The sequence below is a fragment of the Methanobacterium sp. CWC-01 genome (genome assembly GCF_030323845.1).
GTDB classification, from domain to species: domain Archaea; phylum Methanobacteriota; class Methanobacteria; order Methanobacteriales; family Methanobacteriaceae; genus Methanobacterium; species Methanobacterium aridiramus.
In genome coordinates, this window is record NZ_CP040735.1 from 291,919 (window position 1) to 313,195 (window position 21,277).

General features: G+C 42.8%; 27 protein-coding genes and 2 tRNA genes. 9 read left to right on the forward strand and 20 right to left on the reverse strand.

Going from position 1 to position 21,277, the window contains the following annotated elements; translation table 11 throughout:
- The first annotated feature begins 8 nt into the window (after positions 1-8).
- From FGU46_RS01475 to FGU46_RS01495, 5 genes are read left to right on the forward strand one after another with little or no spacing between them, the layout of a single operon-like run.
- The gene (locus FGU46_RS01475) at positions 9-1,091 is read left to right on the forward strand and encodes a glycosyltransferase (protein ID WP_286475807.1); all 1,083 of its coding nucleotides are present in this window, start codon (positions 9-11) and stop codon (positions 1,089-1,091) included.
- Between the two features lie 33 nt (positions 1,092-1,124).
- A complete protein-coding gene (gene moaC, locus FGU46_RS01480) occupies positions 1,125-1,598 on the forward strand; it encodes a cyclic pyranopterin monophosphate synthase MoaC (RefSeq protein ID WP_286475809.1) in 474 nt (157 codons plus the stop codon).
- A gap of 60 nt (positions 1,599-1,658) precedes the next feature.
- The gene (locus FGU46_RS01485; RefSeq protein WP_286475811.1) at positions 1,659-3,755 is read left to right on the forward strand and encodes a DEAD/DEAH box helicase; all 2,097 of its coding nucleotides are present in this window, start codon (positions 1,659-1,661) and stop codon (positions 3,753-3,755) included.
- Between the two features lie 42 nt (positions 3,756-3,797).
- Entirely contained in the window at positions 3,798-4,334 is a 537-nt protein-coding gene (locus FGU46_RS01490; protein ID WP_286475813.1) for a DUF2115 domain-containing protein, read from the forward strand.
- A gap of 39 nt (positions 4,335-4,373) precedes the next feature.
- Positions 4,374-4,907 (forward strand): DUF2115 domain-containing protein, encoded by a 534-nt coding sequence (locus FGU46_RS01495; RefSeq protein WP_286475815.1) that lies wholly within the window; start codon positions 4,374-4,376, stop codon positions 4,905-4,907.
- A 30-nt stretch (positions 4,908-4,937) separates the two neighbouring features.
- Here the strand turns inward: FGU46_RS01495 and FGU46_RS01500 are convergent, their stop codons facing one another.
- The 3 genes from FGU46_RS01500 to FGU46_RS01510 all read right to left on the reverse strand — a co-directional run bounded on the left by FGU46_RS01500 (position 4,938) and on the right by FGU46_RS01510 (position 7,143).
- Entirely contained in the window at positions 4,938-5,738 is an 801-nt protein-coding gene (locus FGU46_RS01500) for an ABC transporter permease subunit (protein ID WP_286475817.1), read from the reverse strand.
- Positions 5,735-6,634: an ABC transporter ATP-binding protein gene (locus FGU46_RS01505; protein WP_286475819.1), complete on the reverse strand. Its 900-nt coding sequence runs from the start codon at positions 6,632-6,634 to the stop codon at positions 5,735-5,737. The genes FGU46_RS01500 and FGU46_RS01505 overlap by 4 nt, the downstream gene beginning before the upstream one ends.
- A 209-nt stretch (positions 6,635-6,843) precedes the next feature.
- Positions 6,844-7,143, reverse strand: a complete 300-nt coding sequence (locus FGU46_RS01510) for a hypothetical protein (RefSeq protein WP_286475821.1) — start codon at positions 7,141-7,143, stop codon at positions 6,844-6,846.
- A gap of 356 nt (positions 7,144-7,499) precedes the next feature.
- Between FGU46_RS01510 and FGU46_RS01515 the strand changes: the two genes are divergently transcribed.
- Positions 7,500-7,868: a hypothetical protein gene (locus tag FGU46_RS01515; RefSeq protein ID WP_286475823.1), complete on the forward strand. Its 369-nt coding sequence runs from the start codon at positions 7,500-7,502 to the stop codon at positions 7,866-7,868.
- Between the two features lie 64 nt (positions 7,869-7,932).
- Here the strand turns inward: FGU46_RS01515 and FGU46_RS01520 are convergent, their stop codons facing one another.
- From FGU46_RS01520 to FGU46_RS01545, 6 genes are all read right to left on the reverse strand, one after another.
- A complete protein-coding gene (locus FGU46_RS01520; protein ID WP_286475825.1) occupies positions 7,933-8,448 on the reverse strand; it encodes a hypothetical protein in 516 nt (171 codons plus the stop codon).
- Between the two features lie 252 nt (positions 8,449-8,700).
- Positions 8,701-8,844, reverse strand: coding sequence for a 4Fe-4S binding protein (locus tag FGU46_RS01525; protein WP_286475828.1), 144 nt, complete (start codon positions 8,842-8,844; stop codon positions 8,701-8,703).
- Between the two features lie 477 nt (positions 8,845-9,321).
- Complete coding sequence (locus FGU46_RS01530) at positions 9,322-9,660, reverse strand: DUF2098 domain-containing protein (protein ID WP_286475830.1); 339 nt, start codon at positions 9,658-9,660, stop codon at positions 9,322-9,324.
- A gap of 37 nt (positions 9,661-9,697) precedes the next feature.
- Positions 9,698-9,973 (reverse strand): PRC-barrel domain-containing protein, encoded by a 276-nt coding sequence (locus tag FGU46_RS01535; RefSeq protein WP_286475832.1) that lies wholly within the window; start codon positions 9,971-9,973, stop codon positions 9,698-9,700.
- Between the two features lie 195 nt (positions 9,974-10,168).
- Positions 10,169-10,660, reverse strand: a complete 492-nt coding sequence (locus FGU46_RS01540; RefSeq protein ID WP_286475834.1) for a rubrerythrin family protein — start codon at positions 10,658-10,660, stop codon at positions 10,169-10,171.
- A gap of 183 nt (positions 10,661-10,843) precedes the next feature.
- A complete protein-coding gene (locus FGU46_RS01545; RefSeq protein WP_286475836.1) occupies positions 10,844-11,050 on the reverse strand; it encodes a histone family protein in 207 nt (68 codons plus the stop codon).
- A gap of 153 nt (positions 11,051-11,203) precedes the next feature.
- On the opposite strand from FGU46_RS01545, the gene cofH reads away from it, so the two are divergent.
- Positions 11,204-12,319, forward strand: a complete 1,116-nt coding sequence (cofH, locus tag FGU46_RS01550) for a 5-amino-6-(D-ribitylamino)uracil--L-tyrosine 4-hydroxyphenyl transferase CofH (protein WP_286475838.1) — start codon at positions 11,204-11,206, stop codon at positions 12,317-12,319.
- A gap of 178 nt (positions 12,320-12,497) precedes the next feature.
- On the opposite strand, the gene FGU46_RS01555 is transcribed toward cofH, so the two are convergent.
- From FGU46_RS01555 to FGU46_RS01580, 6 genes are all read right to left on the reverse strand, one after another.
- A complete protein-coding gene (locus FGU46_RS01555) occupies positions 12,498-12,848 on the reverse strand; it encodes a cyclophilin-like fold protein (protein ID WP_286475840.1) in 351 nt (116 codons plus the stop codon).
- Between the two features lie 32 nt (positions 12,849-12,880).
- Positions 12,881-13,540 carry a deoxyribose-phosphate aldolase gene (gene deoC / locus FGU46_RS01560; protein ID WP_286475842.1) on the reverse strand — a complete coding sequence of 220 codons (660 nt, stop codon included), beginning with the start codon at positions 13,538-13,540 and terminating at the stop codon, positions 12,881-12,883.
- A 21-nt stretch (positions 13,541-13,561) separates the two neighbouring features.
- The gene (locus FGU46_RS01565) at positions 13,562-15,187 is read right to left on the reverse strand and encodes a tRNA uridine(34) 5-carboxymethylaminomethyl modification radical SAM/GNAT enzyme Elp3 (RefSeq protein WP_286478477.1); all 1,626 of its coding nucleotides are present in this window, start codon (positions 15,185-15,187) and stop codon (positions 13,562-13,564) included.
- Positions 15,188-15,331: 144 nt separating this feature from the next.
- The gene (locus FGU46_RS01570; RefSeq protein ID WP_286475844.1) at positions 15,332-15,580 is read right to left on the reverse strand and encodes a hypothetical protein; all 249 of its coding nucleotides are present in this window, start codon (positions 15,578-15,580) and stop codon (positions 15,332-15,334) included.
- A 2-nt stretch (positions 15,581-15,582) separates the two neighbouring features.
- Positions 15,583-16,179: a DUF2953 domain-containing protein gene (locus FGU46_RS01575; protein ID WP_286475846.1), complete on the reverse strand. Its 597-nt coding sequence runs from the start codon at positions 16,177-16,179 to the stop codon at positions 15,583-15,585.
- Between the two features lie 12 nt (positions 16,180-16,191).
- The gene (locus FGU46_RS01580; protein WP_286475848.1) at positions 16,192-16,605 is read right to left on the reverse strand and encodes a GerW family sporulation protein; all 414 of its coding nucleotides are present in this window, start codon (positions 16,603-16,605) and stop codon (positions 16,192-16,194) included.
- A gap of 170 nt (positions 16,606-16,775) precedes the next feature.
- Between FGU46_RS01580 and FGU46_RS01585 the strand changes: the two genes are divergently transcribed.
- Positions 16,776-16,847 (forward strand) — tRNA-Val (locus FGU46_RS01585).
- 3 nt (positions 16,848-16,850) lie between these two features.
- A tRNA-Phe gene (locus tag FGU46_RS01590) sits at positions 16,851-16,923 on the forward strand.
- Positions 16,924-17,041: 118 nt separating this feature from the next.
- On the opposite strand, the gene FGU46_RS01595 is transcribed toward FGU46_RS01590, so the two are convergent.
- The 5 genes from FGU46_RS01595 to FGU46_RS01615 all read right to left on the reverse strand — a co-directional run bounded on the left by FGU46_RS01595 (position 17,042) and on the right by FGU46_RS01615 (position 21,266).
- The gene (locus FGU46_RS01595; protein WP_286475850.1) at positions 17,042-18,316 is read right to left on the reverse strand and encodes a tRNA (N(6)-L-threonylcarbamoyladenosine(37)-C(2))-methylthiotransferase; all 1,275 of its coding nucleotides are present in this window, start codon (positions 18,314-18,316) and stop codon (positions 17,042-17,044) included.
- Between the two features lie 50 nt (positions 18,317-18,366).
- Complete coding sequence (locus FGU46_RS01600) at positions 18,367-19,023, reverse strand: protein-L-isoaspartate O-methyltransferase (RefSeq protein ID WP_286475852.1); 657 nt, start codon at positions 19,021-19,023, stop codon at positions 18,367-18,369.
- Positions 19,020-19,622 carry an HVO_0476 family zinc finger protein gene (locus tag FGU46_RS01605; RefSeq protein WP_286475854.1) on the reverse strand — a complete coding sequence of 201 codons (603 nt, stop codon included), beginning with the start codon at positions 19,620-19,622 and terminating at the stop codon, positions 19,020-19,022. Before FGU46_RS01605 ends, FGU46_RS01600 begins: the two co-directional genes overlap by 4 nt.
- Positions 19,623-19,731: 109 nt before the next feature.
- Positions 19,732-20,223 (reverse strand): homoaconitase small subunit, encoded by a 492-nt coding sequence (gene hacB / locus FGU46_RS01610; RefSeq protein ID WP_286475856.1) that lies wholly within the window; start codon positions 20,221-20,223, stop codon positions 19,732-19,734.
- A 53-nt stretch (positions 20,224-20,276) separates the two neighbouring features.
- The gene (locus FGU46_RS01615) at positions 20,277-21,266 is read right to left on the reverse strand and encodes a beta-ribofuranosylaminobenzene 5'-phosphate synthase (RefSeq protein ID WP_286475858.1); all 990 of its coding nucleotides are present in this window, start codon (positions 21,264-21,266) and stop codon (positions 20,277-20,279) included.
- Positions 21,267-21,277 lie beyond the last annotated feature (11 nt).

Genomic DNA, 21,277 nt, shown 5'->3' on the forward strand with positions numbered 1-21,277 from the left:
AGATAAATATGAAAATATGTTTGTTGGGCCAGTTCCCACCCCATATTGGCGGCGTATCATCCCACTCCTACCTCTTATCCCAGGAACTTCTGGCCCGAGGGGATGAAGTATGGGTGCTCACCTATCCCCACCCTCATATTAAGGATGTTAACGGGATCAGGGTAGAGAGTGCCTGGGCTCCATCGATTAAGGGGTTACGTGGCTTGTTTTTCTCTCTTTCATCCTTTTTCAAGTTGATCAGGATGGTGCGCCAAGAGAAGTTGGACCTGATACACGCCCATTACATCCTCCCTCCGGGCCTAATTGCGGTGATGGTAGGCAGTTTAATGGGCACCAGAACAGCAGTCACCATCCACGGCTCGGACCTATTCCTCCTGGCCCAGCACCCACTCTTAAAACAAATTATTCGTTGGGTGTTGGGAAGAGCTGATCACATATTGGTGGTCAGCACTGCCCTGGAAAGTAAGGTTCAGGAACTGGGTATAAACCCCCAGAAGGTGAAGTTAACCCCCAACGCAGTGGATGTGGAGCGTTTTTCTCCAGATAACCACCTCCCCCCTGATGTGCAGCTAGACTCCCATAAAACCACTCTACTTTTTGTAGGCAACCTGGTACCACAAAAGGGTGTTAAGTACCTTCTGGAGGCTAAAAAAATCCTGGACAACCAACTGGTAATGGATGATGCTGGCCATGATTTTGAACTAATAATCGTTGGTGATGGTCCCCTGAAAAATGAGCTGAAAGGACAGGTACAGGCCGATGACATTAAAAACGTGGTCTTTCTGGATGAACGTCGGGATGTGGAACTGATTATGCCCTCGGCGGATCTTTTCATTCTTCCCAGCATCTCAGAGGGCTTTCCCATCACCATCCTGGAATCCCTGGCCTCCGGTGTGCCGGTTGTAGCCACCAGGGTAGGCGGAGTGGAGGAAATAGAATCAGAATCCCTAGTCATGCTGGTGGAACCAGGTGAATCGGAAGCATTAGCCCGGGCCATAAAGCAAATGGACGAAAATAACTCCCTGAAAGAGGTTAAAATCCGGGCTCGTGAAACAGCCCGGAAATATGCACATATAAAAATACCTTATTAAGGGCATATATCATATTCAATGCGAGTTGATTCCATGGAAAAAAGTAAATTTACCCACCTTTCCAGAGAGGGGGTGCGAATGGTGGAAGTAGGAGAAAAACCTGTAGTAAAAAGAACGGCCCTGGCCTGTGGAAAGATAATACTGGGACCAGAGACCATAGAACTCATTGTTAAAGATGAGATTAAAAAGGGGAACGTGCTAACCACTGCTCAGATCGCAGCTATACAGGCTGTTAAAAGCACCCACCATTTAATACCACTCTGCCATCCCCTGTCCATCACCGGCATTAACGTGGAATTTGAAGTGGAACAAGGATACATCACCGTGGAGGTGGAAGTCCGCACCACCGGGCAAACTGGAGTGGAGATGGAAGCCATCACCGGAGTGAGTGTGGCTTTATTAACCATCTGGGACATGGTGAAGAGTGTAGAGAAAGATGAGGATGGTCAATATCCACATACTCAAATTACAGATATAAAGGTACTACGAAAAGAAAAAATAGGTTAATAATTTTTAAATCCATTAATTAAGATTGATGTTAACTTTAAAAGTTAAAATACCTAAGATTTGGTTTGTATGAAACATTTAGACCCTGAAATCAGGGATATCATCAAAAAATGCTATCCCTATATCGAGGACTTAAATCCAGCCCAACAGGCAGCATTGGAAGCCGGTTTCTTGGATAGCGAAGATAACTACATTCTGGCCATCCCCACCGCCAGTGGAAAAACTCTCCTGGGAGTCTTAGCCGCCTTGAAGACCATTCTAAATGGAGGTAAAGTGGTATATACTGTTCCCCTCCTATCCATCCAGAATGAGAAGGTTAAGGAATTTAAGAAGTTTGAAGAATTCGGAATCAGCGTGGGGAAACATCCCTCCAGTGCAGACCTATCAGTGATGGTGTTCGAGTCATTTGACGCTCTATCCCGCTTCTCCTGGAACACCCTCCGGGAGGTGGACCTCTTAATCGTAGATGAATTCCACATGATTGGGGAGTACAGCCGGGGACCCACCATTGAATGTGCCATCACCCGTAGCCGGATCCTGAGTAAGGGAATGCGAATCATTGCCTTATCAGCCACTTTACAGAATATGGAAGAACTTTCCGGGTGGCTGGAGGCCAGGGTGGTGGAGCATGATTACCGGCCGGTGCCCCTGCATAAGGAGGTACTCACCACTGAGGAATTCAATCTTAAAAACAAAAACGATGTGATACTGAGGATTCTTAAGGAATCTCTGGATGAATCATCCCAGAGCCTGGTCTTCGTATCAACCAGGCGCTTCACCGAGTCTCTGGCCGGCTATCTCGCGGGAAAGATACGAAGAAGCATCCCTGGCCATAAGAGGGAGGAATTTAAAAAGGTGGCCAGTAAGATCCTGGACGTGCCTAAGAGACGGGGTTCTTTACCTACTGCTGTATGCATGAAGTTGGCTGAGTCCGCAGAAAATGGAGTAGTGTTCCACCATGCCGGTCTTTTCGACCGACAAAAGGATATAATCGAGGATGAGTTTCGTAACGGTAATTTACTCATGATAATCGCTACTCCCAGCCTGATGTATGGGGTGAACCTTCCCAGTCGAAGTGTGGTTATTCGGGATTACACCCGCTGGACCCGGCAGGGACCCCAGCCCATACCTGTCTTTGACTATGAACAGATGTCGGGAAGGGCAGGAAGACCCGGATATGACACTGAGGGTTATTCCTACTTAATAGCCAAGAATATGGATGAAGGACTTGGTCTCCAGGAAAGATACCTCTATGGGGAGGTGGAAACCACTAACTCCCGGCTTTTGGAGAATAAAGATGCGGTTTATCGTCAGATCATCGCCCAGGTGGCTTCTGGTCTGGCTAAAAATCCTCCAGAACTGACAGATTTTTTCCAGGAAACTTTCTACGGCCATCAAATGAGTTGCAGCGAATATCTTTCCCTTTTATCAGCTGACACCATGGAGTACGAGCTTAAAGGTGCTCTGGAGTTTCTGTTACAGAATGGAATAATACAGGCCACCCCGGATGGATTACGCACTACTGATCTGGGCATGCTGATTGCCCGGAGCAACTACTCGGTGCAGACTGCAGTGCGGTTGAAGGAGTTCGCCCGTTCCACGGTGGAACTGGATATTTCCCGTCTGGTGTATGAAATATGCCGGACTCCGGATCTGCCCATAGTGAGTTTCAAGGGACGTAAGAGTAGAGAACCAGTGCGGGATAGGCTAAACAGGGCCGGTGTTTTTGTGGTGGACGTGCGTAATGAGGAGGCCACCGCAGCAGTGCTTATGGAGTGGATGAACGAAAGGAGTGAATATGAAATGGAAAATGCTTTCCATGTCTATGCTGCTGGAGCCCGAAGAACCGCCTATGAAGCTTCGTTGCTGGTTAAGTTTTACCGGGAGATCTGCCAGGTGCTGGGTATCTACACGGGCCTGGATCAGTTGGACGTTTTGTCGGCACGTCTATACTACGGAGCCAGGGAGGATATTTTGTCCCTGGCAGTTTCAGTACGAGGACTGGGCCGTAGGAGGGCTAGGGCCCTGGTAGATGCCTTTGGAACGGATTTAAGTTACATTTCCCGGGAAGAACTGCTACGAATCGAGGGAGTGGGACCTAAAACTGCAGATAATATTATTAAACATTTCCGCGGAGGACTGGGTCCCTATCTGTGACTAATTACACATTTATTGGATAAAAATGGAAGTTTATCTAAAATGCCAAGTGAATTGAAAAATTTAACCCTTAAAGAAGAGACCACTAAAAACGAGCTTTTGACAGTGCTTCAGGAAGACACCCGCAAACTGGGCCTTAATGAGATCATTCGTTCCAGTATTCATCTTCACCGTGACGCGGAGTACGTGCAGGCCAGTTACCGGGAGGAATATATCAAAGCCTACACTAAAGGTTTCCTAATCCGGATCAACGAGGTTAAAACAGATAAAAATTATTATTCTGGCCAGGTGGACAGGGAAGAACTTAAAACTGCCATTGAACTTTTGGAAGCACAGGAAAAAATGTTGGAAACCATGGAAGGCACAGAACCGGCCTTTTTCATGATATACAAGATCATATCTCTATATACTACCTTCATCAAGGAAGAACCCATCCACCAGGTGGGAACACCATTCCCTGGTGGTTTCCAGGTTAAAAAGGATAAGGACAAGTTTATCTGTCCGGTTAAAAAGAACAATGAGGATAATCCTCTGGCAGTGTGTCCCTTCTGCATTGCAAAACAGGATGAAGAAGTTTAATTATGGATTAATTTGCTATAAATGGTGGGGGATAAATCAATGAAGGAAAGTGTGGAAGAACTGGCCCAATCCGGTGAACTGACCAGGATGCAGCTACTGGAACTTATTAAAAAAGAAGCCAGCCAGGTATCCATACAGGACATCATGCGGGCCACCTCCTTTTTAACAGAGGATGCTAAGTACATGCCTACCGTTTACCGTGAGGATTACATTCAACGCTTCAGCAAGGCCTTTTTTGGAAGAATTCGTGACCTTAAAAACGATATATGTGAGTATGAAGGAAAGGTGGACACCAACCGGCTGCAGGGTTTTTTGGAAGTCCTTGAAAGGCAGCGTAACGAAGCAAAAAGTGAATATGAACTCTGTTTTCTTAAGATTGCCCGTCTTATATCCCTCTACACCACCTTTATCCGGGAAGAACCGGTGCATCCGGTGGGGACCAAATTTCCTGGTGGCTTTACTATGAGGTTTGAAGGGGGAAAATACCTGTGTCCCGTGAAGGAACGGCAGTTAAAAAACCCCAGTGCCCTGTGCCGATTCTGTGTGTCAGTGCAGGATGAGTCAGTAGAATAATTTGTGCCAATTAACCTACAAACGGAAGGATCAAGTCCCCAGATCGCGCTTTTGAAAAACCAGCACACCACCCGCAACCAAAAGTAGTGTTGATATTAAAAGCACAGCCCCTTGCCACCAGTCCAGCCCATTAAGGAGGGGATCATTCCCTATATAATAATAGAACACCGACAGTTCCTGGTAGGGTTCCAGTTCTGATACCACCGGGGCTAGGGCATTTAAAAAGTAGGAAACCACTCCCAGACCTCCAGCTAGTCCCATGCTGAGCTCCCGGTTACCCTGTATACAGGTTAAAGCCAGGGACAACCCACCAAAAAACAGTCCAAATAATATCAGAGCAATAGAAACATCCCAGAGACGAATAGTATCTATATTCATATCCACCCACCAGGCACTGGCCAACAGGCTTAAAAATAGCACCATTCCCAGGATGATATTGGCCACAGTTAGGGCAGCGAATTTTTCTAAAACCACCCTCCATCGTGAAATGGGAGCTGATAAGAGTAGTTCCAATGTCCCCTTTTTTTCTTCCCGGGCCAGGATTTCACTTCCTAACAGTACGCTGAAGGCCAGAAAGATAAAGGGCATGATCATGAAAAACAGTTGGGAGTTCAGATATCCTTCAGGAGAGTTGAAACTGGTTATATTTCCCACGAATATCTTTAAAAGGTTAGGATCTATGCTCTGGAGTATTAGGTCATAATCAGTGGTGTTCACACTGGGATAAAACAGCATCACCATGAGTACAAAAAGAATCACCCCCGACCCCCACCATACCAGGGAGTATCGCTTGTCCCACAGTGATTTTAAAAATATGTTTCGAAGCATCATGGTTTTCCCCCGGTGTGGTAATAAGCGAAAAATACTTCTTCCAAGCTTGGCTCATGGCAGAATATGTTATTAACTTTATAAAGAGCCATAGTCTTTATTAGATTATCTGGAGTGCCTTTAACCTTGCAATACAGGATATTATCATCCATTTGGGTTTCGACTATGCCTTCAACCTGTTTGAAGGTTTCTTCTTCTACTTTCTCTCCAAAATGAATTTCAAAGTGATGTAAACGTTTGGTTTTAATTTCCGATATCTTTTCAATGTCTACCAGCCTACCCTCCCTGATTATGGCTACCCGGTCACAGATATGTTCCACTTCTGGCAGAATATGTGATGACAAAAATACCGTGCGCCCCTGGGACTTAACTTCAGATACTAGATTATAAAATTCCTGCTGGATAATTGGATCCAAGCCAAGAGTAGGCTCATCTAGAATTAAAAGTTCTGGACGGTGCATGAATGCCTGGATCAGCCCTATTTTTTGCTTGTTACCGTGTGATAGAGTCTTTATGGGTCGCGACAGATCTGATTTTAACCGATGCGCCAGATTTTCAACATAACTCCACTCCACGCCTCCGCGGAGGTTGGCCATGTAGGTTAAAAACTCAGATCCAGTTAGATTTCCATATAATTCCAGTTCTCCTGGCAAATATCCTAACCGTTGGCGTATTTCCTGGCTATGGGTGTGGACATCCCAGCCAAATATTTGCACTGACCCGGAGGTGGGATGTATAAAATCCAGTATAAGACGGATGGTAGTGGTCTTTCCAGCCCCATTTGGTCCCAGATAACCGAAAACTTCGCCTTTATTGACTTTCAGGTTAAGTTCAGCTACTCCCAACGTTTTTTTGTAGAATTTTGTTAAATTATCGGATATTAAAACGGGATCACTCATGATTCACTCCACCTACTGGATTGTGTATATACTATGTCAAATCTCATTAAAAAAAATCTCATGGCATCCAATATGTAGTGGTTTAGCGTAAAAAACTAAGAAAATAGGTTAAGGATTATCTTCAAGGATTTACTAATTTCTTATAATTTCTGACATTCCCATGAATTAGAAAACCTATTTTCTCCTATAGAAACTCCAATTCGAAGACCTTATTGGAAACCTAATGCTTGGGCATGGTCATTTTTGATACTAATTTTCTGCACCTTTCCCAGAACTTTGGTACTGATAATTTTAGTAGGTTCCGAGGCCGCAACTTCTACTTTGGAATTTATTTGTGCTTGAAAATCGCATGGAGTTAAATAATATCCTTTACGTCCGTGTTCCTTCCCGTGGACACAGCAGAAGTCCATGTCACAACGACTGCATACTATTATTCCTTCAACCCAGTATCCTGCACGTTCATAGTAAAGTTTACCCCCACAGTAGGGGCATCTATTGATAAATGTCATGTTATAGTGCCGATAATATCCATCAGATAAACTACAACTACAATACGCTGAATCTATATGTATGTAATCGTTCGTTACTTCAACCCCGTATGCACCATTAGATGAAGCACTTACCGGATTAATTGTGGAAACTATTGTTGAAAAACTTAACAGAATTAGAAATAAGATTTTTCGCTTAATCAAACCCCCTATGTTATTATAACGTTCAATGAAAATAAATTTTTTTCTTTCTATATTGACGAATTGAGTCCACCCTAAAATTTTCATAGAAAGTGGATAAGATTTAACATAAACTATTAAATAATAATAATTAATTATATAGTATTAATATTGACATGGTAGTGGGGAGGTTAGTTATGTATAAAAGAATATTGAACTGGGATTATGATCCGAAAAGAGATATAACTTTTATTTTCAGCTTTCATGATTACGATTACCAAGAATCAATTAAATTAAAGAACATGACGGTGGATCTTAACCCCCAAGGAAAAGCTGTGGCCCTGGAAATTTTTGATTCATCCAAATCTCTTGAGGTGGAAAAAGAATCATTAATTCACCCTGAAGATTTCCTAATAGACATTTCAGCCACAAATAGACTCTTAAATGTAAATGCCTACTTTAAATTAACTTCAGAAAAGGCATTGATTGATAGAACATTAAGGGAGGTAGCAGTAATGGAACAGACCCTCATCAATAAAAATATCCTGAAACCAATACACCTTTAAAAGAAAAAAAAATGGTTGGATTCATTTCCAACCCCATTATTGGATTTAGAATCTTCTAAAATATTTAGGCCAATTGTAGACTGTTTAATATCATGTTATATGCTTCGGTAGTTTCATTAAGGGCACTTGAGGGACATATGTATTGTATCGTGTAATAGAAGTTGTCTTTTTGTATTATGGTTATTTTCTGGGCCGTTTCCGGACCAAGATTGCCCAGTTGAGTTGCCTTGATTTCACCTATGTTGGTGGTGGCTACGGTGGAGTTGGTGGAGTTGGTTACTATACTTCCTGTGCTGGGGAGTTGTAGCACTCCCTGAACTGTGATTTGCATCTGGAATACTATGTAGGCCTTTATTGTTTGGTTATTAGACTGAAAATCTCTAGTAAACGTTGCAGCAGAGTACAATGACTGGTCATTGAAGCTTCCTATGGACTGTTCCTGGTACCAGGAATTAGGATATTCAAAAGCTACATTCCCTGTTTGGAAGGTGTTATTTCCGGTGAGTGATACTGCCACAACCACTATGACCAGCAATACCACTATGATAATAGCCGGTAAAAGAAAACGTTCTTTATCCATTTGATCACCTACTTATTTTTATATCAGGATTAGTATATAATCTTTACTGAGATGCTTTATTAGCTATTTAAGGAACTATGAATGATTATTAGGCAGATTTGACGCTAAAAAGCCTTTATCTTTGATAAGCTATTTTTCTTCAAACATATCTTGGCCTTCACTGCCCGGTAAATCTTTCCTCCATAATTAACAAAACAAGGTATGGCTCCTCTTGGACAGAATGAGGCACAGCGCAGACAATAATTACATTGATTACCAGTTACGGGATAACTGTCCATTATTATAGTGGGCAGGGCAGATATCGGCGCAGATTCCACACTGATTGCACTTCTCATCACGAGCCTTGAACTTGAGGTATCTCTGGTGTGGTTTCCATGTGGCTAACTTCCAGGACACTATGCTAAGTAGATAGATAAAGTCAGATATTAATGGTATTCTTCTCCACCTTGTTTTTTCTTCCATCAATCTGCGAGCAAATTTATCAGTACTCTGCAGTCCTTTTTTTATTTTCTGGTTGGAAGTTATCTAATCCTGAATGTAGAATATGTTAGAAAGCGTAAATATTTCACAGTCCACAATCGGATTATAACCCCGATCTTTTACCTTTTGCAAATTGGCCCAACTATTATAATATCTTCTTCTTAAAAATTTAACCTGATATAACCCTATAAATCCAAAAAAAACTCAAAATCAGGTAAAAACCCAATAAACAATTGTGTGTGAACAAAATAAAATATTTTCAATCTATCTAAAAAAAATTAATTAATTCAACAAGTTATTTAACGAGTTATTTAAATCATCCTGCCCAGGTGGTGTATATCCATGATGAAGAATCCATGATGACGAACCAAAAAAATATGATCTCTGATTTATCTATCCTCCACCGTCACAGAGCTCATTGCTCATGTCGACGTCTTCACCGAATTTCTTTTTAAGTTTTTCCACAGTTTTACGGGTAATTTCATCTTGTTCAATTGTTTCATCAGCAGAAACTTTTTCCAGTAAAGACTCCCGCCGTTTCACCTTCTGGTACTCTTCTGGATCCATAACTTCCAGGAACCTGATGTTGTACCATAATTTGGTGCTGTCCATCTGGGCCCACTTGGCTTTCTGGTCTTCACGGACATCAAGGACTTCACCAGCGGTTCCCGTGCCAGTGTAACGTACATGAGTACCCTTAACTATGTTTTTACCCTTGAAATCGGTAGGCATATATAAAACCCCTTTAACTTATACCAATTTAACCATTTTAAAGTTTTATCTTCCTTTTTTCCTGATTTTGAGCTGATTCTACCCTCAAATCCAATTCTGCTTTATCAATTTTCAAGAGCAAGTAGTCCCCCACCTGGTCTATATCATGGTTAGTGATCTCAAAATCATCCCGACTAATACTAAAATCACTGGAGGATATAGTAATAGAGCCAACAGTCCCTTCCACAGCGTCAATATCCATATCGGAAACTTTACCAACACCCATTGCATTTTTATCCAGGACTTTTTTTCCTAAAAGTTCAGTAACCTTCATGATGACACCTCATATATATTATTTGTGTCCATTTGTATATAATTTTTAATATCCCAGATTTATTTTAAAGAAGATTCATTTAAAAAAAAACACAGTAACCAAAATTCTATTGAATCCATTAAAATCTAAAATTAAAAATGAAGAATGAAAAATCAGTTCTAAAATGAAAAGATTTTCCTTCAAAATAGAAAAAAATTATTCTACCTTGAAAAACTCAACTTTGGGACATTCACACACTGGACAGATGTCAGGAGCCTCATTTTCTACGGTGTTACCACAACAGCCACACACGTAGTAATCCACTTCTTCGTTTTTACCGATGGATTCCAGTGCTTTCTTGTACAGTACTGCGTGAATCTGTTCCACCTGGTTTGCAACGTCAAAAGTCCAAACTGCCTTCTTGTTGCCTTCTTTTTTAGCTTCTTCAATGAAATCCGGATACATGCCCTCAAATTCATCAATTTCACCAGATATAGCCACCTTCATGTTCTCCTCTGTGGAATTGATTCCTCCCATAATGGTGAAATGATTGTGAGCATGCACCCTTTCGGCTTCAGCGGCAGCCCGGAATAATTTTGCTATCTGAGTGTAACCTTCTTCATCGGCTTTTCTGGCAAATGCCATGTATTTGTGGTTTGCCTGTGATTCACCTGCAAATGCTTCTTTTAAATTGTCCATGGTGCTCATATTTTCCCTTCCTTAAAATTTTGACAGATTTATTTAAAATACGATCCCCTATTTGAATTTTTGGTTGACCATAAAAAATAGAATAAGATGCTAATTTCAATCTAAATTGTTAAGCTTTAAAAAAAAAGAGAAAAAAAATATAAAGTAGGGATTAAATCCCCAAAAATACAAAAGAGAAGACAATTAAGCGGACTTAACGGCCATCTCAATATCGTCGGCTTTGACGGTTTTCCTTCCGGCGTGCTTTGCAAGTTCAACGGCTTGTTTGGCCAGCTCTTCTCCTTTTTGTTCGAGAGCTTCAGCTAAAGCCTCTTTTGCGTCGTCACTAATCCGTTGTGCACCAGCATTTTTTATGATCCTTCCAACTGGAGCAATTGGTAATTCAGCCATATTTTCACCTCCTAATTTAGCTAGGGCACTATTATATTTAAATATATCGGTTTTAATGGTCTTCTGGGCAAGTGTATACCCCCTACTCAGTGGGCAGATGAGTTCATCTTCTTACCAAAAGTTATAAGGTTATTGCACGCTATAGGAATTGTCATGTATAAGAGTCTGGAGATTGACCCCCAGATAGAGGGTATACTCGAAAAAGCGTTGCATGACCGTATTTCAACTGAAGAGTCTCTTCAATTGATGGAAACTACCGGAGATAATTTTCATGCCCTTATACTCGCCGCCGATGGATTTCGAAAAGATATAGTCGGAGATAGGGTTACATACATCCAGAACTGGAATATAAACTTCACCAACATCTGTACCGGGGCCTGCGGCTTCTGTGCCTTCCGCAAAAATCAGGGAGAAAAAGGATCCTACTTCCTTGCCATTGAAGAAATAGTCCAGAGGGCCAGAAAAGCTTGGGATGATGGGGCGTTGGAGGTCTGTATTCAGGGAGGTCTGCATCCTACTGTAGATGCCTATTTCTATGAAGATCTGCTCCTATCGGTAAAGGAAGAAATTCCAGAATTACACATACACGCCTTTTCACCCATGGAGATCTACTACGGGGCCAAGCAAGCAGAATTATCCCTGGATGAAACTCTTAAAATGTTAAAAAAAGCAGGACTGGGTTCTATGCCAGGTACTGCCGCGGAAATATTAAATGACCAGGTGCGTAAGATAATCTGCCCTGGTAAACTCTCCACCACAGAATGGGTGGAAGTAATTGAAAAAGCCCATCACCATGACATTCCCACTACCTGTACCATGATGTATGGACATGTAGAAACCGTTCAGCAGCGGGTGGAGCATATGGAAATACTCCGTCAGATCCAGGAAAGAACGGGAGGCTTCACCGAATTTGTGCCCCTGACCTTCATGCACCAAAACGCCCCCATCTACCAAGAGGGTCTATCCCGCCCAGGAACCACTGGCACCGAAGACTTAAAAGTGTATGCCGTGTCCAGGCTGATGTTTGGAGATCTATTACCCAACATACAAGTATCCTGGGTAAAATTAGGATTTAAATTCGCCCAGGTCTGCCTCACCGCAGGGGCTAACGATTTAGGCGGAACTCTAGGCGAGGAGAACATTTCCAGATCTGCGGGGGCTCAGCATGGAGTTTATACGCCTCCCTCCGAGCTTCGTAGGGTAGTGAAAGACTTAGGCAGGATCCCTGCCGAGCGTGACACTCTCTATAGAGAGTTTCAGGAGTTTTGATTTCTATTTCCCTATTTCACGAATTACTTTTTAATTTTCAGTCCAGAGATCAACGATACGTGTATAACCAGCAAGGTCAGCAATAACCGATAAATAATCACCATGGCAAAGCTAAACAGTAATCCAATGGTTATGGTCAAAAAAGAGATTTGTTAGGGGTTAAATGTAAATGTTAAACTCATACCTTTCTTAAAAGAATGGTTTCACCCTCAGAAACTTCTCGAAATAGATCCAGATTCTCGGTGATCCGGCCAATATGATTGACCTCCGAGGCAGGCTGTGAGGCACCATAAAATATGCAAAATGCATATCCTGGCGGCCAGTAGGAGAGATCACCTGTTTCTGATGTAGAAGATGCGTTCTCATAATCTGTTACTAAGGGGATGGTAAAATACACTTCCTCCTGCCATTCCAGAGCCTCACCCTCCAAGGGGAGGAGGTCATATATCTTGGCTGCTGTTTCGGGGTTGCGATCATCCAGAATGGCCTTAGCCACTCCTTTACCCACTACTTCTATTTCTAGTTCCATAGGATCATCCTAAAACTCTTAAGACAGTCCTCTTAAGACAGTCCTCCCATAATCTGTACACCACTTGATGTACCTATCCGGCTGGCCCCGGCTTCAATCATGGCTAAGGCAGTTTTCAGGTCCCGAATACCTCCTGCTGCCTTAATTTCCATTTCTGGTTTTATATTTTGCCGCATAAGTTTCACATCTTCAACGGTGGCTCCAGTGGTTCCGATACCGGTGGAGGTTTTCACAAAATGTGCACCTGCCTTTTCAGCTATGTGACAGGCCCGGGTCTTTTCCTGGGCACTTAACAATCCTGTCTCCAGGATCACTTTAACGGTTTTTCCACCAGCGGCCATCACCACCCCCCGTATATCACGATAAACCAGATTATCGTCCCCAGAATGCAGTGCACCTACGTTTATAACCATATCCAGCTCATCAGCGCCATTTTCAAGGGCATCTTTTACTTCGAAGGCCTTGGAGTACGGTGTCTGAACTCCAAATGGAAAGCCAATCACAGTACAAACGCCCACCGGACTATTCTTTAATAAAATACTTGCCCGGGCTGTTTGAGTGGGAGTTACACATACGTTCTTAAATCCATACTCCTCTGCTTCACCACAGAGCTTTTCTATATCCTTCCGTGTGGCATCTCGACCGACATTGGTATGATCAATTTTCTGAGCTAATTCCTGGGCATCTATCATATAATAATCCCTCCAAATAATTTAATCAAACGATTTAGACATGTAAGGGCCTTCTTTACGGTATCCAAACTTCCGATAGTATTCGCGTACCCCTATACCGCTGTTAATTACCATTTTCTTCACTTCATATTCTTCCCGGGCTATCTTTTCTGCTTCTTTTAAGAGTTCCTCACCATATCCCCGGTGCTGCCCGGCATCATCTTCTCTCTCACCAAGGGGGATCATGGGACCGTAGACATGCAGTTCCCTCACCAGAGAAGTGTAGACATCAATCTCCGGGCGATGAACAGCGTTAGATGGCATGCGCAGACGTAGGAATCCCATTAGAACGTCATTTTCCGGGTCTTCTGCCGATAAGAATATTTCCCTACCCCCTACAGCATCATATTCCTTCCTCATCACTTTCACCCGGTCCATTTCGGGGTATATTCCCCTCGAAGCCTGATGCCCCACCTCCCGGCACCTGATACACTGACACTGGATTCCTTCCTCTTCCAACCGGCGATAAACCAACTCCCCCAGGTTGGACTTTTTAACTCCAGCTTCTATGAGTTGGGCGGGGATATCCCTCTGGATGCGCATGGTCCGCACCCACTTAGGTAGCATCTTCTTGATTTCTACGATGAGATCCACGGCTTCTTCGGTGCTATAGGGCTGGTATCTGCCTTCCTTCCACATCTGGTGCAACCGGGACCCTCTGGTAACCAGGCAGGGATATATCTTCAGCATATCAGGCACGTACCTCTCATCATGGAACACCCGCCGGAAGATACGCAGGTCCATTTCTGGATTGGATAATAGGCCGGGCATGAAATGCATGGCCACCTTTACCCCAGAATCCCTCAGGATCTGATTAGCCTCCACCACATCCTGCACCCGGTGCCCTCTTTCCATGCGATGGTATACGAAATTGTAAATGGTCTGTACTCCCAGCTCCACCCGAGTAACACCCATCTGGAGCATACGATCCACATCTTCGCTTTTAGAAAAATCTGGCCGGGTTTCGAAAGTCAGACCTACACAGCGCACCCTGGATCTTTCATTATCGGCCTGAATATCCCCCAGGTAAGTGAAATCCACCGGGACCTCAAGTTTCTGATGATCCCTGGAAACCTTTTGACGTATATCAGAACTAAAGTCGTTCATAGCCTGGATACAACGGGTAACAAACCATTCCTGGAAACATAATGGTTGGGAAGGAAAAGTTCCGCCCATAATTATCAATTCTACCTTATCAAGTGGGTGACCAATACTACCCAACTGCAGGAGACGATTATAAACTTGACGATAGGGATGAAAACCAAACATCCGGGCTCTCAAGGCCGCTGGTTCTTCACCAGTATAACTGGGCGGGGCCAAGTCACTTTCAGGGCAGTAAAAACATCGTCCATGGGGACACTGGTGAGGGGGACACATCACCGCCACCACCGCCACCCCGGAGATGGTACGGGTAGGTTTTTTCCTTAAAAAAGGAGAAATCTTCTTCAACTCATCTCTGGTGGCCTCTTTGAGGATGGAGGAGTTGCTGGGAAATTTGTCAAGTTGGAAATCTCTGCAAACTTCCAGTTTTAAACTTTGGAGGTCTTTTCGAGTTTTAACTTTACCTTCCAAGATCTCTTCAATTATAAAACGTTTGGCTTCCTTCATGGCCATTTGAATACCCCTCGATGTTTTCGCAGTTGGTTTCTTTTTATTTTATCTGAAACTTTTATTTTTTGCAAGTTTCAGGTTTGTTAAAAAAACTATTTTTGACTAAAACTATTTGGACGAAACTATACCAAATGGTGAAAATTATCTGGAAACCAAGTCCAATAACTCAGGAGAAGGCTCTTTCTCATCTAAAGGAACAAGATATTTATCATCATCGTCCACTACCACGAGTGCAATGGGCTCTAGGTACTGGGCATGAAAATTGGTTAAGTTTATTTCAACAACTTCAACCAGGGGATAAATCTCCTTTTCTCCCACCTTTACTGGTTTAAAAACCATAATATTCTTTTCAACTTCTTCTTGAAAAGATTTAAGATTTTCCGATACCATGATCAGCCTCTTAACTCAGATATAAGCGATCTGACTGGTTTCTTGGTGATGGCCCGTATAACTTCTTTGGTTACACCGTACAGTCTAATTGTAAGTTTCAGATTTAAAAATCCGTCTAAAATTTTATTTTCAAAATCAGGTTGAACAGAAATATCTAGGGGAATGGGAAATAAATATCTAGTGGATTCGGTGAATGCCCATATATAACCGGTGATGATGGCAGTGTCGGCCGGACTTTCCAGTCCCAGCTGGAAGTCCATAGTTATTTCCTGGATTTTTATGGAGCCTAAAATTGAAACTAAAATTCGTTCCATATAAGGCCAGGATTCCCACAGAAGACTTAGAATATTCTTTATTCGTTCCAAGCCCCATTCCTGTTTTTTTTCATCTTCCTTCTTTTCTTTCTTAACTTCACGGGATTCTCTCGGGAAAGGTATTTTTCTTTTGAAAAACGCTAAACCCAGCCAACTTATCCTCAGATCTCCCTTTAGAGATTTTTCCTTTTTAGAAAACCACAAGGAAAGTTGGAATGGAATTAAAAGAAAAGATAGAATGATGAGTACTATGACCAGAAAAATGGCCAATAGGACAGTTGTCAAATTCTATCCGCTCTATTCTGTGGTTTCTTCCTTTTCTTCTTTTGGTTTAGCCGATCCTTTACCTTTTCGGCCTTCTTTCATGAGGTCCTTAACGGTACTACCCACTTCACCTATGGCACGTACCAGTGGATCAGCTGATTTTAAGGATAGGACTTTCACACCATCAGGTCCGGAAACTCCTTTAAATACCACTACCATGGCTACGGGTTCAATTCCAGCACCGCCGCCAGCACCAGCACCAGCCCCGCCACCTTGACCAGTGGGCCCTTTTCCTTCACCCATACCCGCTCCGAATGCCATTCCAAACTTAGTGATGGGTATCATGACCTTGTCCTCGGTTTCTATTACCTCACCAATGACATTCTCTATATTTAAGACCTTACGTATTTCTTCGACCGTTGTTTTTATTGGATCCTGAATATCCATAACATCCCCCCTTTGTGGGTTTTTTTAGTGAATTTTTTTTGTTAGTGAAATAATAATATGTATCTGAAATGGAATAAACTTTACCACCAAAAATCTTAAAAAGAGCCCAGGAATTTTTAAAAAAGATAAGAAAAGGTTTATATAGGAATAGAATAATAATCTCTGAATGCGGGCCCGTGGTCTAGGGGTATGATACCTCCCTGACACGGAGGTGATCACGAGTTCGAATCTCGTCGGGCCCATAGGCCGTGGTAGTTCAGTTGGGAGAACGCCAGACTGAAGATCTGGATGTCGCTGGTTCAAGTCCGGCCCACGGCACTTTTACTGGTTTTTAAATATTTTGCATCCAATTAATTCTATGTTTGATTGTTTTGGATTCTTTCATAGAAACTTTAATCTTAAGAAACTTTTAATCTAAAAAAAATCTCATTTTTAATCAGATTACTTCTCCATAAAGGTAGGTACTTTTTGCTCCAGTAATCTTCACGTTTAAGAATTCTCCCAGAGAAGCTTCAGGGACGATGATCGTTTTGTATGAATCATTACGACCAATCCAACCACCCCGAGAACCTTTATCTGTTATTAAAATGTTCTGCACAGTATGGATCAATTTCTGGTTGTTTTGATAGGCTAATCTGGTTTTGAGTTCATTCAACTGCCGGGCCCGAACACTCATAACCGGATGAGATATCTCCTTTAGATGAGAAGAAGTCGCACCAGGTCGGTGATGATACTTTGAAATGTGCAGAAAGTCCGGTCCCACTTCGCTTATTACCTTTATGGTATCCTGGAAGGCTTTATCATCCTCGGTGGGATAACCAACAATAATATCAGTAGCCAGAGAAAGCCTAGGAATTGCCTCCCGGAATCTACGCACAGTTTCTTTAAATTTATCAATCGAATGCCCCCTTTTCATGTAGGTTAGAACCTGGTCATTACCACTTTGGAGGGGTAAGTGAAGAAATTTATAAACCTTCTCGTTTTGAAATGATTTAATTAAAGATTCCTGGTCTCCTCCAATGCTCTTAGGATGCATCATTCCCACCCTTATTCTGAAATCTCCCTCTACTTGTGTAATATCTTTAAGAAGTGATGATAAACTATTTCCTGTGTCCTCGCCATAGGCAGCTGTGTCCTGGGCAGTTAACTGTATCTCCACACAACCCCCTCTGACTGCCTTCTCTACTTCATCCAACAATACATCGTCAGGATAACTCTGCAATTTTCCCCGGGCAAAGCGGGTGCAGCAGTAAGTGCAGGATCCCTGACAGCCCTCAGCAATCTGTAGAATATGAATCAGGGGGTTGAAACGTTTTTTAGGAAGACCGGCCTTAATATCGTGACTGTGTCCAGTTTTTCGGATAGTTTCGCCCTTCAACATCCCCTCCACCACTTCCTGGATGGAACTTAGCTGACGGGCCCCGATCCAGCTTGCGGGGGGTGCTATGCGCTTCAGGACTTGTGGATCAATGTCAACCATACATCCCGCTATCAAAAGCTTGCTTTGGGGATAAGAAGAATTTAAGTATTGTATACGGTTTATCATCTTCTGTTGGGTGGGTAACTTCACATAACAGGAGTTAAGAATAATTATATCCGAATGAGCTGCTGATTGAGTTAATTCGTGCCCATCCTTTTCCAGTGTGGCGGCTATGATCTGGGAGTCTCCCTGGTTAAAGGTGCAACCATAGGTTTCTAAATAGAATTTCATAGATAATCATTCTTCTAATAATGAAAAAGAACTAAAAATGGATATGAATTTTACTGTTCAGGCCATCCATGCTTACCGATCATGGGTACAAAGGCCACTCCACCGAGTTTCTTGGTCTCAAACTCATCTTCAGTAATCCGAATTACGGAGACAAGTTCCTGGAAGTAATGATCCGAACCAACGGGACTGAGAAGTTTTCCACCGATAATTAACTGCGTTTTTAATGGTTCAGGTAGCCGGGGGGCACTGGCAGTGGCGTAAATACGATCAAAGGGTGCTTTTTCTGGGTAGCCCTGGGTCCCATCAGCCAGTACCACCGTCACCCTTTTATCATATCCGGTGCGTTTCAGATTATCCCGGGCCTTCTCAGCCAGGGATTCGATCCGTTCCATAGTGTAAACAATACCTTCCTCGCCGATTATTTCCGCCACCACCGCGGCGTTATAACCATATCCGGTTCCTATCTCAAGGATCTTCATACCCTCTTCCAGATCTAATTCTTCACATAAAATGGCCACCATATGAGGTGCAGATATAGTCTGACCCTCCCCTATGGGTAGTGGAGTGTCCATGTAAGCATAGGAACGTTTATCTTCAGGGACAAATTCTTCTCGGGGCACCTTCAGCAGGGCCTCTTTCACCTTCGGAGAGTTCAGATATCCGCTGTTTGACAGATTTTCCACCATCTCCTGTCGGGGGTTGGTCATGTTACCACATTCATGGTTAAATCATAATCATAACGTCTTTCAGATACTGGTATTCCATATACACGCTTTGTAACATCGGCATAGGCAAATCCACGCCTCATACGTCTTTCTAAAGTTTTTATGGTTTTTATTCGGAAGATGGTTCTGCCCATTTTCACCACATCCCCTACCGTGAAGGTGAAGTCCCGGTCCACTTCCACCTTACGTGATAAAACCCTTCCATGAAGGTCCACGGAAACACCCACCCGGGCAGGTATGTCTACCGATGCTGCCCAGATGGTAATCAGATCTTCGACGATACTTTCCATTACCCGGGCGCTTCTTTTATTCTCCAGGGAAGTGACGCGGACTCTCTCATCTCCCACCTCCAGGACATCATCCACCCGTAGTATTTCGTCAGGATAAAAAGTTGCCCATTTTTTTAAAGATTCTTCGAATTTGCTGATAATGATCCTTATCTCTAAGGGGCGGGGTGCTTCCTTGGTTTCTCTGAACACAGTTCCACATTCTTCACACTTTAAAAGCAGTTCCTGGGTTAGTTTACCCTTTGATTTAAGTATTTGGTGCTCTTGGGAGCCACATACAGGACATTTCATCATTACTCTCCTAAAAATAGAATATACACGACTTAAATAATTTGTAATATGTATTATTAACAAACTTGTTGTTATTGTTGATCCTATAACCTAATATTTTTAATCATTCCCTTTAATCATTCCCTCTCTTTTTAAGGAAATGGTTAACCAGCCCGCCATCTTCAAGTATTTCCAGCATGAAATTCTGGAAGGCCTGTATCTCAAATTTTTTCCCGGTATTTATATTTTCTATGATCCCTGCTTCCAGATCTATGGCGATTTTATCCCCTTTTTCAGCTTCCACCTCAGCCATAATTACGGGTAAACCGACATTAATGGCATTACGGTAGAATATACGGGCGAAGGAAGGAGCCACCACAGCTGCCACCCCTAAATGCTTCAAAGCAACTGGTGCCTGTTCCCGGGATGATCCGCAACCAAAATTTAAACCAGCCACTATGATGTCGCCTTTTTTTACCTGGCTGGCAAAATGAGGGTCTTCACCCTCCAAAACATGGGATGACATTTCATCCAGATCTAGAATCCGTAGATAACGCCCAGGGATTATCACATCGGTGTCAATGTGATCTCTAAACGTCCAAACCTGACCTTTCAGTACTTTCATAATAAGATTCCTCTAAAAAATCTTTATACCAGTTATTATAACCTTAAATCTGTTTATTTTATTTCCGCACCCCGGTTTTGTGCCCGGGTAAGGATTATTTCACTGTCCATGGGCCCCAGTGCATCTTCAGCGGCATGGATAAGTGCTTTGGAGTTGGTATCAGTGACTGCGTATATGGTAGGGCCAAAACTACTCATACCCGCCCCGGCTGCGCCAGCTGATCTTAATGATTCCATTATATTACCAATAACTGGGTTTTGAAGCTTATTTTCGATTTTTTTAAATCCCATGCCCTGTATAGAGTTAAGTACTTCACCAAATGTGTCCAGATCACCTTCTACAACCGCTGGCATCATTTTCATCAGCAACAGATGTGAAAGTTTCTCTACCTCCTCTAAAGGAATGGGACAGTACTCCTGAAAGATGTTAACTTCTTTTTTCCCCGATACTCTATCTTCAAAGCGTGGTATTACTAACAAAATTTTCCAATCTTCAGGAAAGTCATAACGGGCAATAACAGGTGGTGGAGAAGCCTGAGAAGCCGATGAAGGTAAAAATTTAGATTTCTCAGTTTTTGGGTGTCCTCCATCAATTATCAAACCACCTTGTTGGAAGGCAGCGACTCCGATACCGGATGTTCCACCGCGGCCTACTATTCTGCCAATAGCATGGGCATCAATGTCCTGACCATAATAATTTGATATTAGTTTACCTGCTGCAAGGGATAATTGGGTCCCGGTTCCTAACCCGGAATGAGGAGGATAGGTTTCTCCTACCGTAAAGTCAAATCCACCATCCCTGCCCAAAAATTCCATCATCTTGCTGGAAGCACTTTCAATTTTGTTACGGTACTCGTTGAGACGGTTCAGGGTTAATTTATCCTGGTTAGTGAATTCTACCCGAACACCATCATCTCCAGGATTGCAGGTCAGAATCAGGTGAGGGTTTTCCAGGGTTAAACCCACACCCCCATCTACCCTCCCTAAAGAACCATTAAGGTCTATAAGGGTGATGTGTAGTCTAGAAGGGGCTTTTATCATCAATTTAACTACCA

Excerpts from the sequence above, each read along its gene's own strand:
- FGU46_RS01595 (WP_286475850.1), bottom strand. The coding sequence starts at position 18,316 with ATGAAATTCTATTTAGAAACCTATGGTTGCACCTTTAACCAGGGAGAC.
- hacB (WP_286475856.1), bottom strand. The coding sequence starts at position 20,223 with ATGAAAGTACTGAAAGGTCAGGTTTGGACGTTTAGAGATCACATTGAC.
- FGU46_RS01570 (WP_286475844.1), bottom strand. The coding sequence starts at position 15,580 with ATGGTATCGGAAAATCTTAAATCTTTTCAAGAAGAAGTTGAAAAGAAT.
- FGU46_RS01505 (WP_286475819.1), bottom strand. The coding sequence starts at position 6,634 with ATGAGTGATCCCGTTTTAATATCCGATAATTTAACAAAATTCTACAAA.
- FGU46_RS01500 (WP_286475817.1), bottom strand. The coding sequence starts at position 5,738 with ATGATGCTTCGAAACATATTTTTAAAATCACTGTGGGACAAGCGATAC.
- FGU46_RS01490 (WP_286475813.1), top strand. The coding sequence starts at position 3,798 with ATGCCAAGTGAATTGAAAAATTTAACCCTTAAAGAAGAGACCACTAAA.
- FGU46_RS01545 (WP_286475836.1), bottom strand. The coding sequence starts at position 11,050 with ATGGCTGAATTACCAATTGCTCCAGTTGGAAGGATCATAAAAAATGCT.
- FGU46_RS01510 (WP_286475821.1), bottom strand. The coding sequence starts at position 7,143 with ATGACATTTATCAATAGATGCCCCTACTGTGGGGGTAAACTTTACTAT.
- FGU46_RS01600 (WP_286475852.1), bottom strand. The coding sequence starts at position 19,023 with ATGACCAACCCCCGACAGGAGATGGTGGAAAATCTGTCAAACAGCGGA.
- FGU46_RS01495 (WP_286475815.1), top strand. The coding sequence starts at position 4,374 with ATGAAGGAAAGTGTGGAAGAACTGGCCCAATCCGGTGAACTGACCAGG.
- deoC (WP_286475842.1), bottom strand. The coding sequence starts at position 13,540 with ATGATAGATGCCCAGGAATTAGCTCAGAAAATTGATCATACCAATGTC.
- FGU46_RS01530 (WP_286475830.1), bottom strand. The coding sequence starts at position 9,660 with ATGCCTACCGATTTCAAGGGTAAAAACATAGTTAAGGGTACTCATGTA.
- FGU46_RS01515 (WP_286475823.1), top strand. The coding sequence starts at position 7,500 with ATGTATAAAAGAATATTGAACTGGGATTATGATCCGAAAAGAGATATA.
- FGU46_RS01605 (WP_286475854.1), bottom strand. The coding sequence starts at position 19,622 with ATGATGAAATGTCCTGTATGTGGCTCCCAAGAGCACCAAATACTTAAA.
- cofH (WP_286475838.1), top strand. The coding sequence starts at position 11,204 with ATGTATAAGAGTCTGGAGATTGACCCCCAGATAGAGGGTATACTCGAA.
- FGU46_RS01535 (WP_286475832.1), bottom strand. The coding sequence starts at position 9,973 with ATGAAGGTTACTGAACTTTTAGGAAAAAAAGTCCTGGATAAAAATGCA.
- FGU46_RS01520 (WP_286475825.1), bottom strand. The coding sequence starts at position 8,448 with ATGGATAAAGAACGTTTTCTTTTACCGGCTATTATCATAGTGGTATTG.
- FGU46_RS01475 (WP_286475807.1), top strand. The coding sequence starts at position 9 with ATGAAAATATGTTTGTTGGGCCAGTTCCCACCCCATATTGGCGGCGTA.
- FGU46_RS01580 (WP_286475848.1), bottom strand. The coding sequence starts at position 16,605 with ATGGATATTCAGGATCCAATAAAAACAACGGTCGAAGAAATACGTAAG.
- FGU46_RS01565 (WP_286478477.1), bottom strand. The coding sequence starts at position 15,187 with ATGAAGGAAGCCAAACGTTTTATAATTGAAGAGATCTTGGAAGGTAAA.
- FGU46_RS01555 (WP_286475840.1), bottom strand. The coding sequence starts at position 12,848 with ATGGAACTAGAAATAGAAGTAGTGGGTAAAGGAGTGGCTAAGGCCATT.
- FGU46_RS01540 (WP_286475834.1), bottom strand. The coding sequence starts at position 10,660 with ATGAGCACCATGGACAATTTAAAAGAAGCATTTGCAGGTGAATCACAG.
- moaC (WP_286475809.1), top strand. The coding sequence starts at position 1,125 with ATGGAAAAAAGTAAATTTACCCACCTTTCCAGAGAGGGGGTGCGAATG.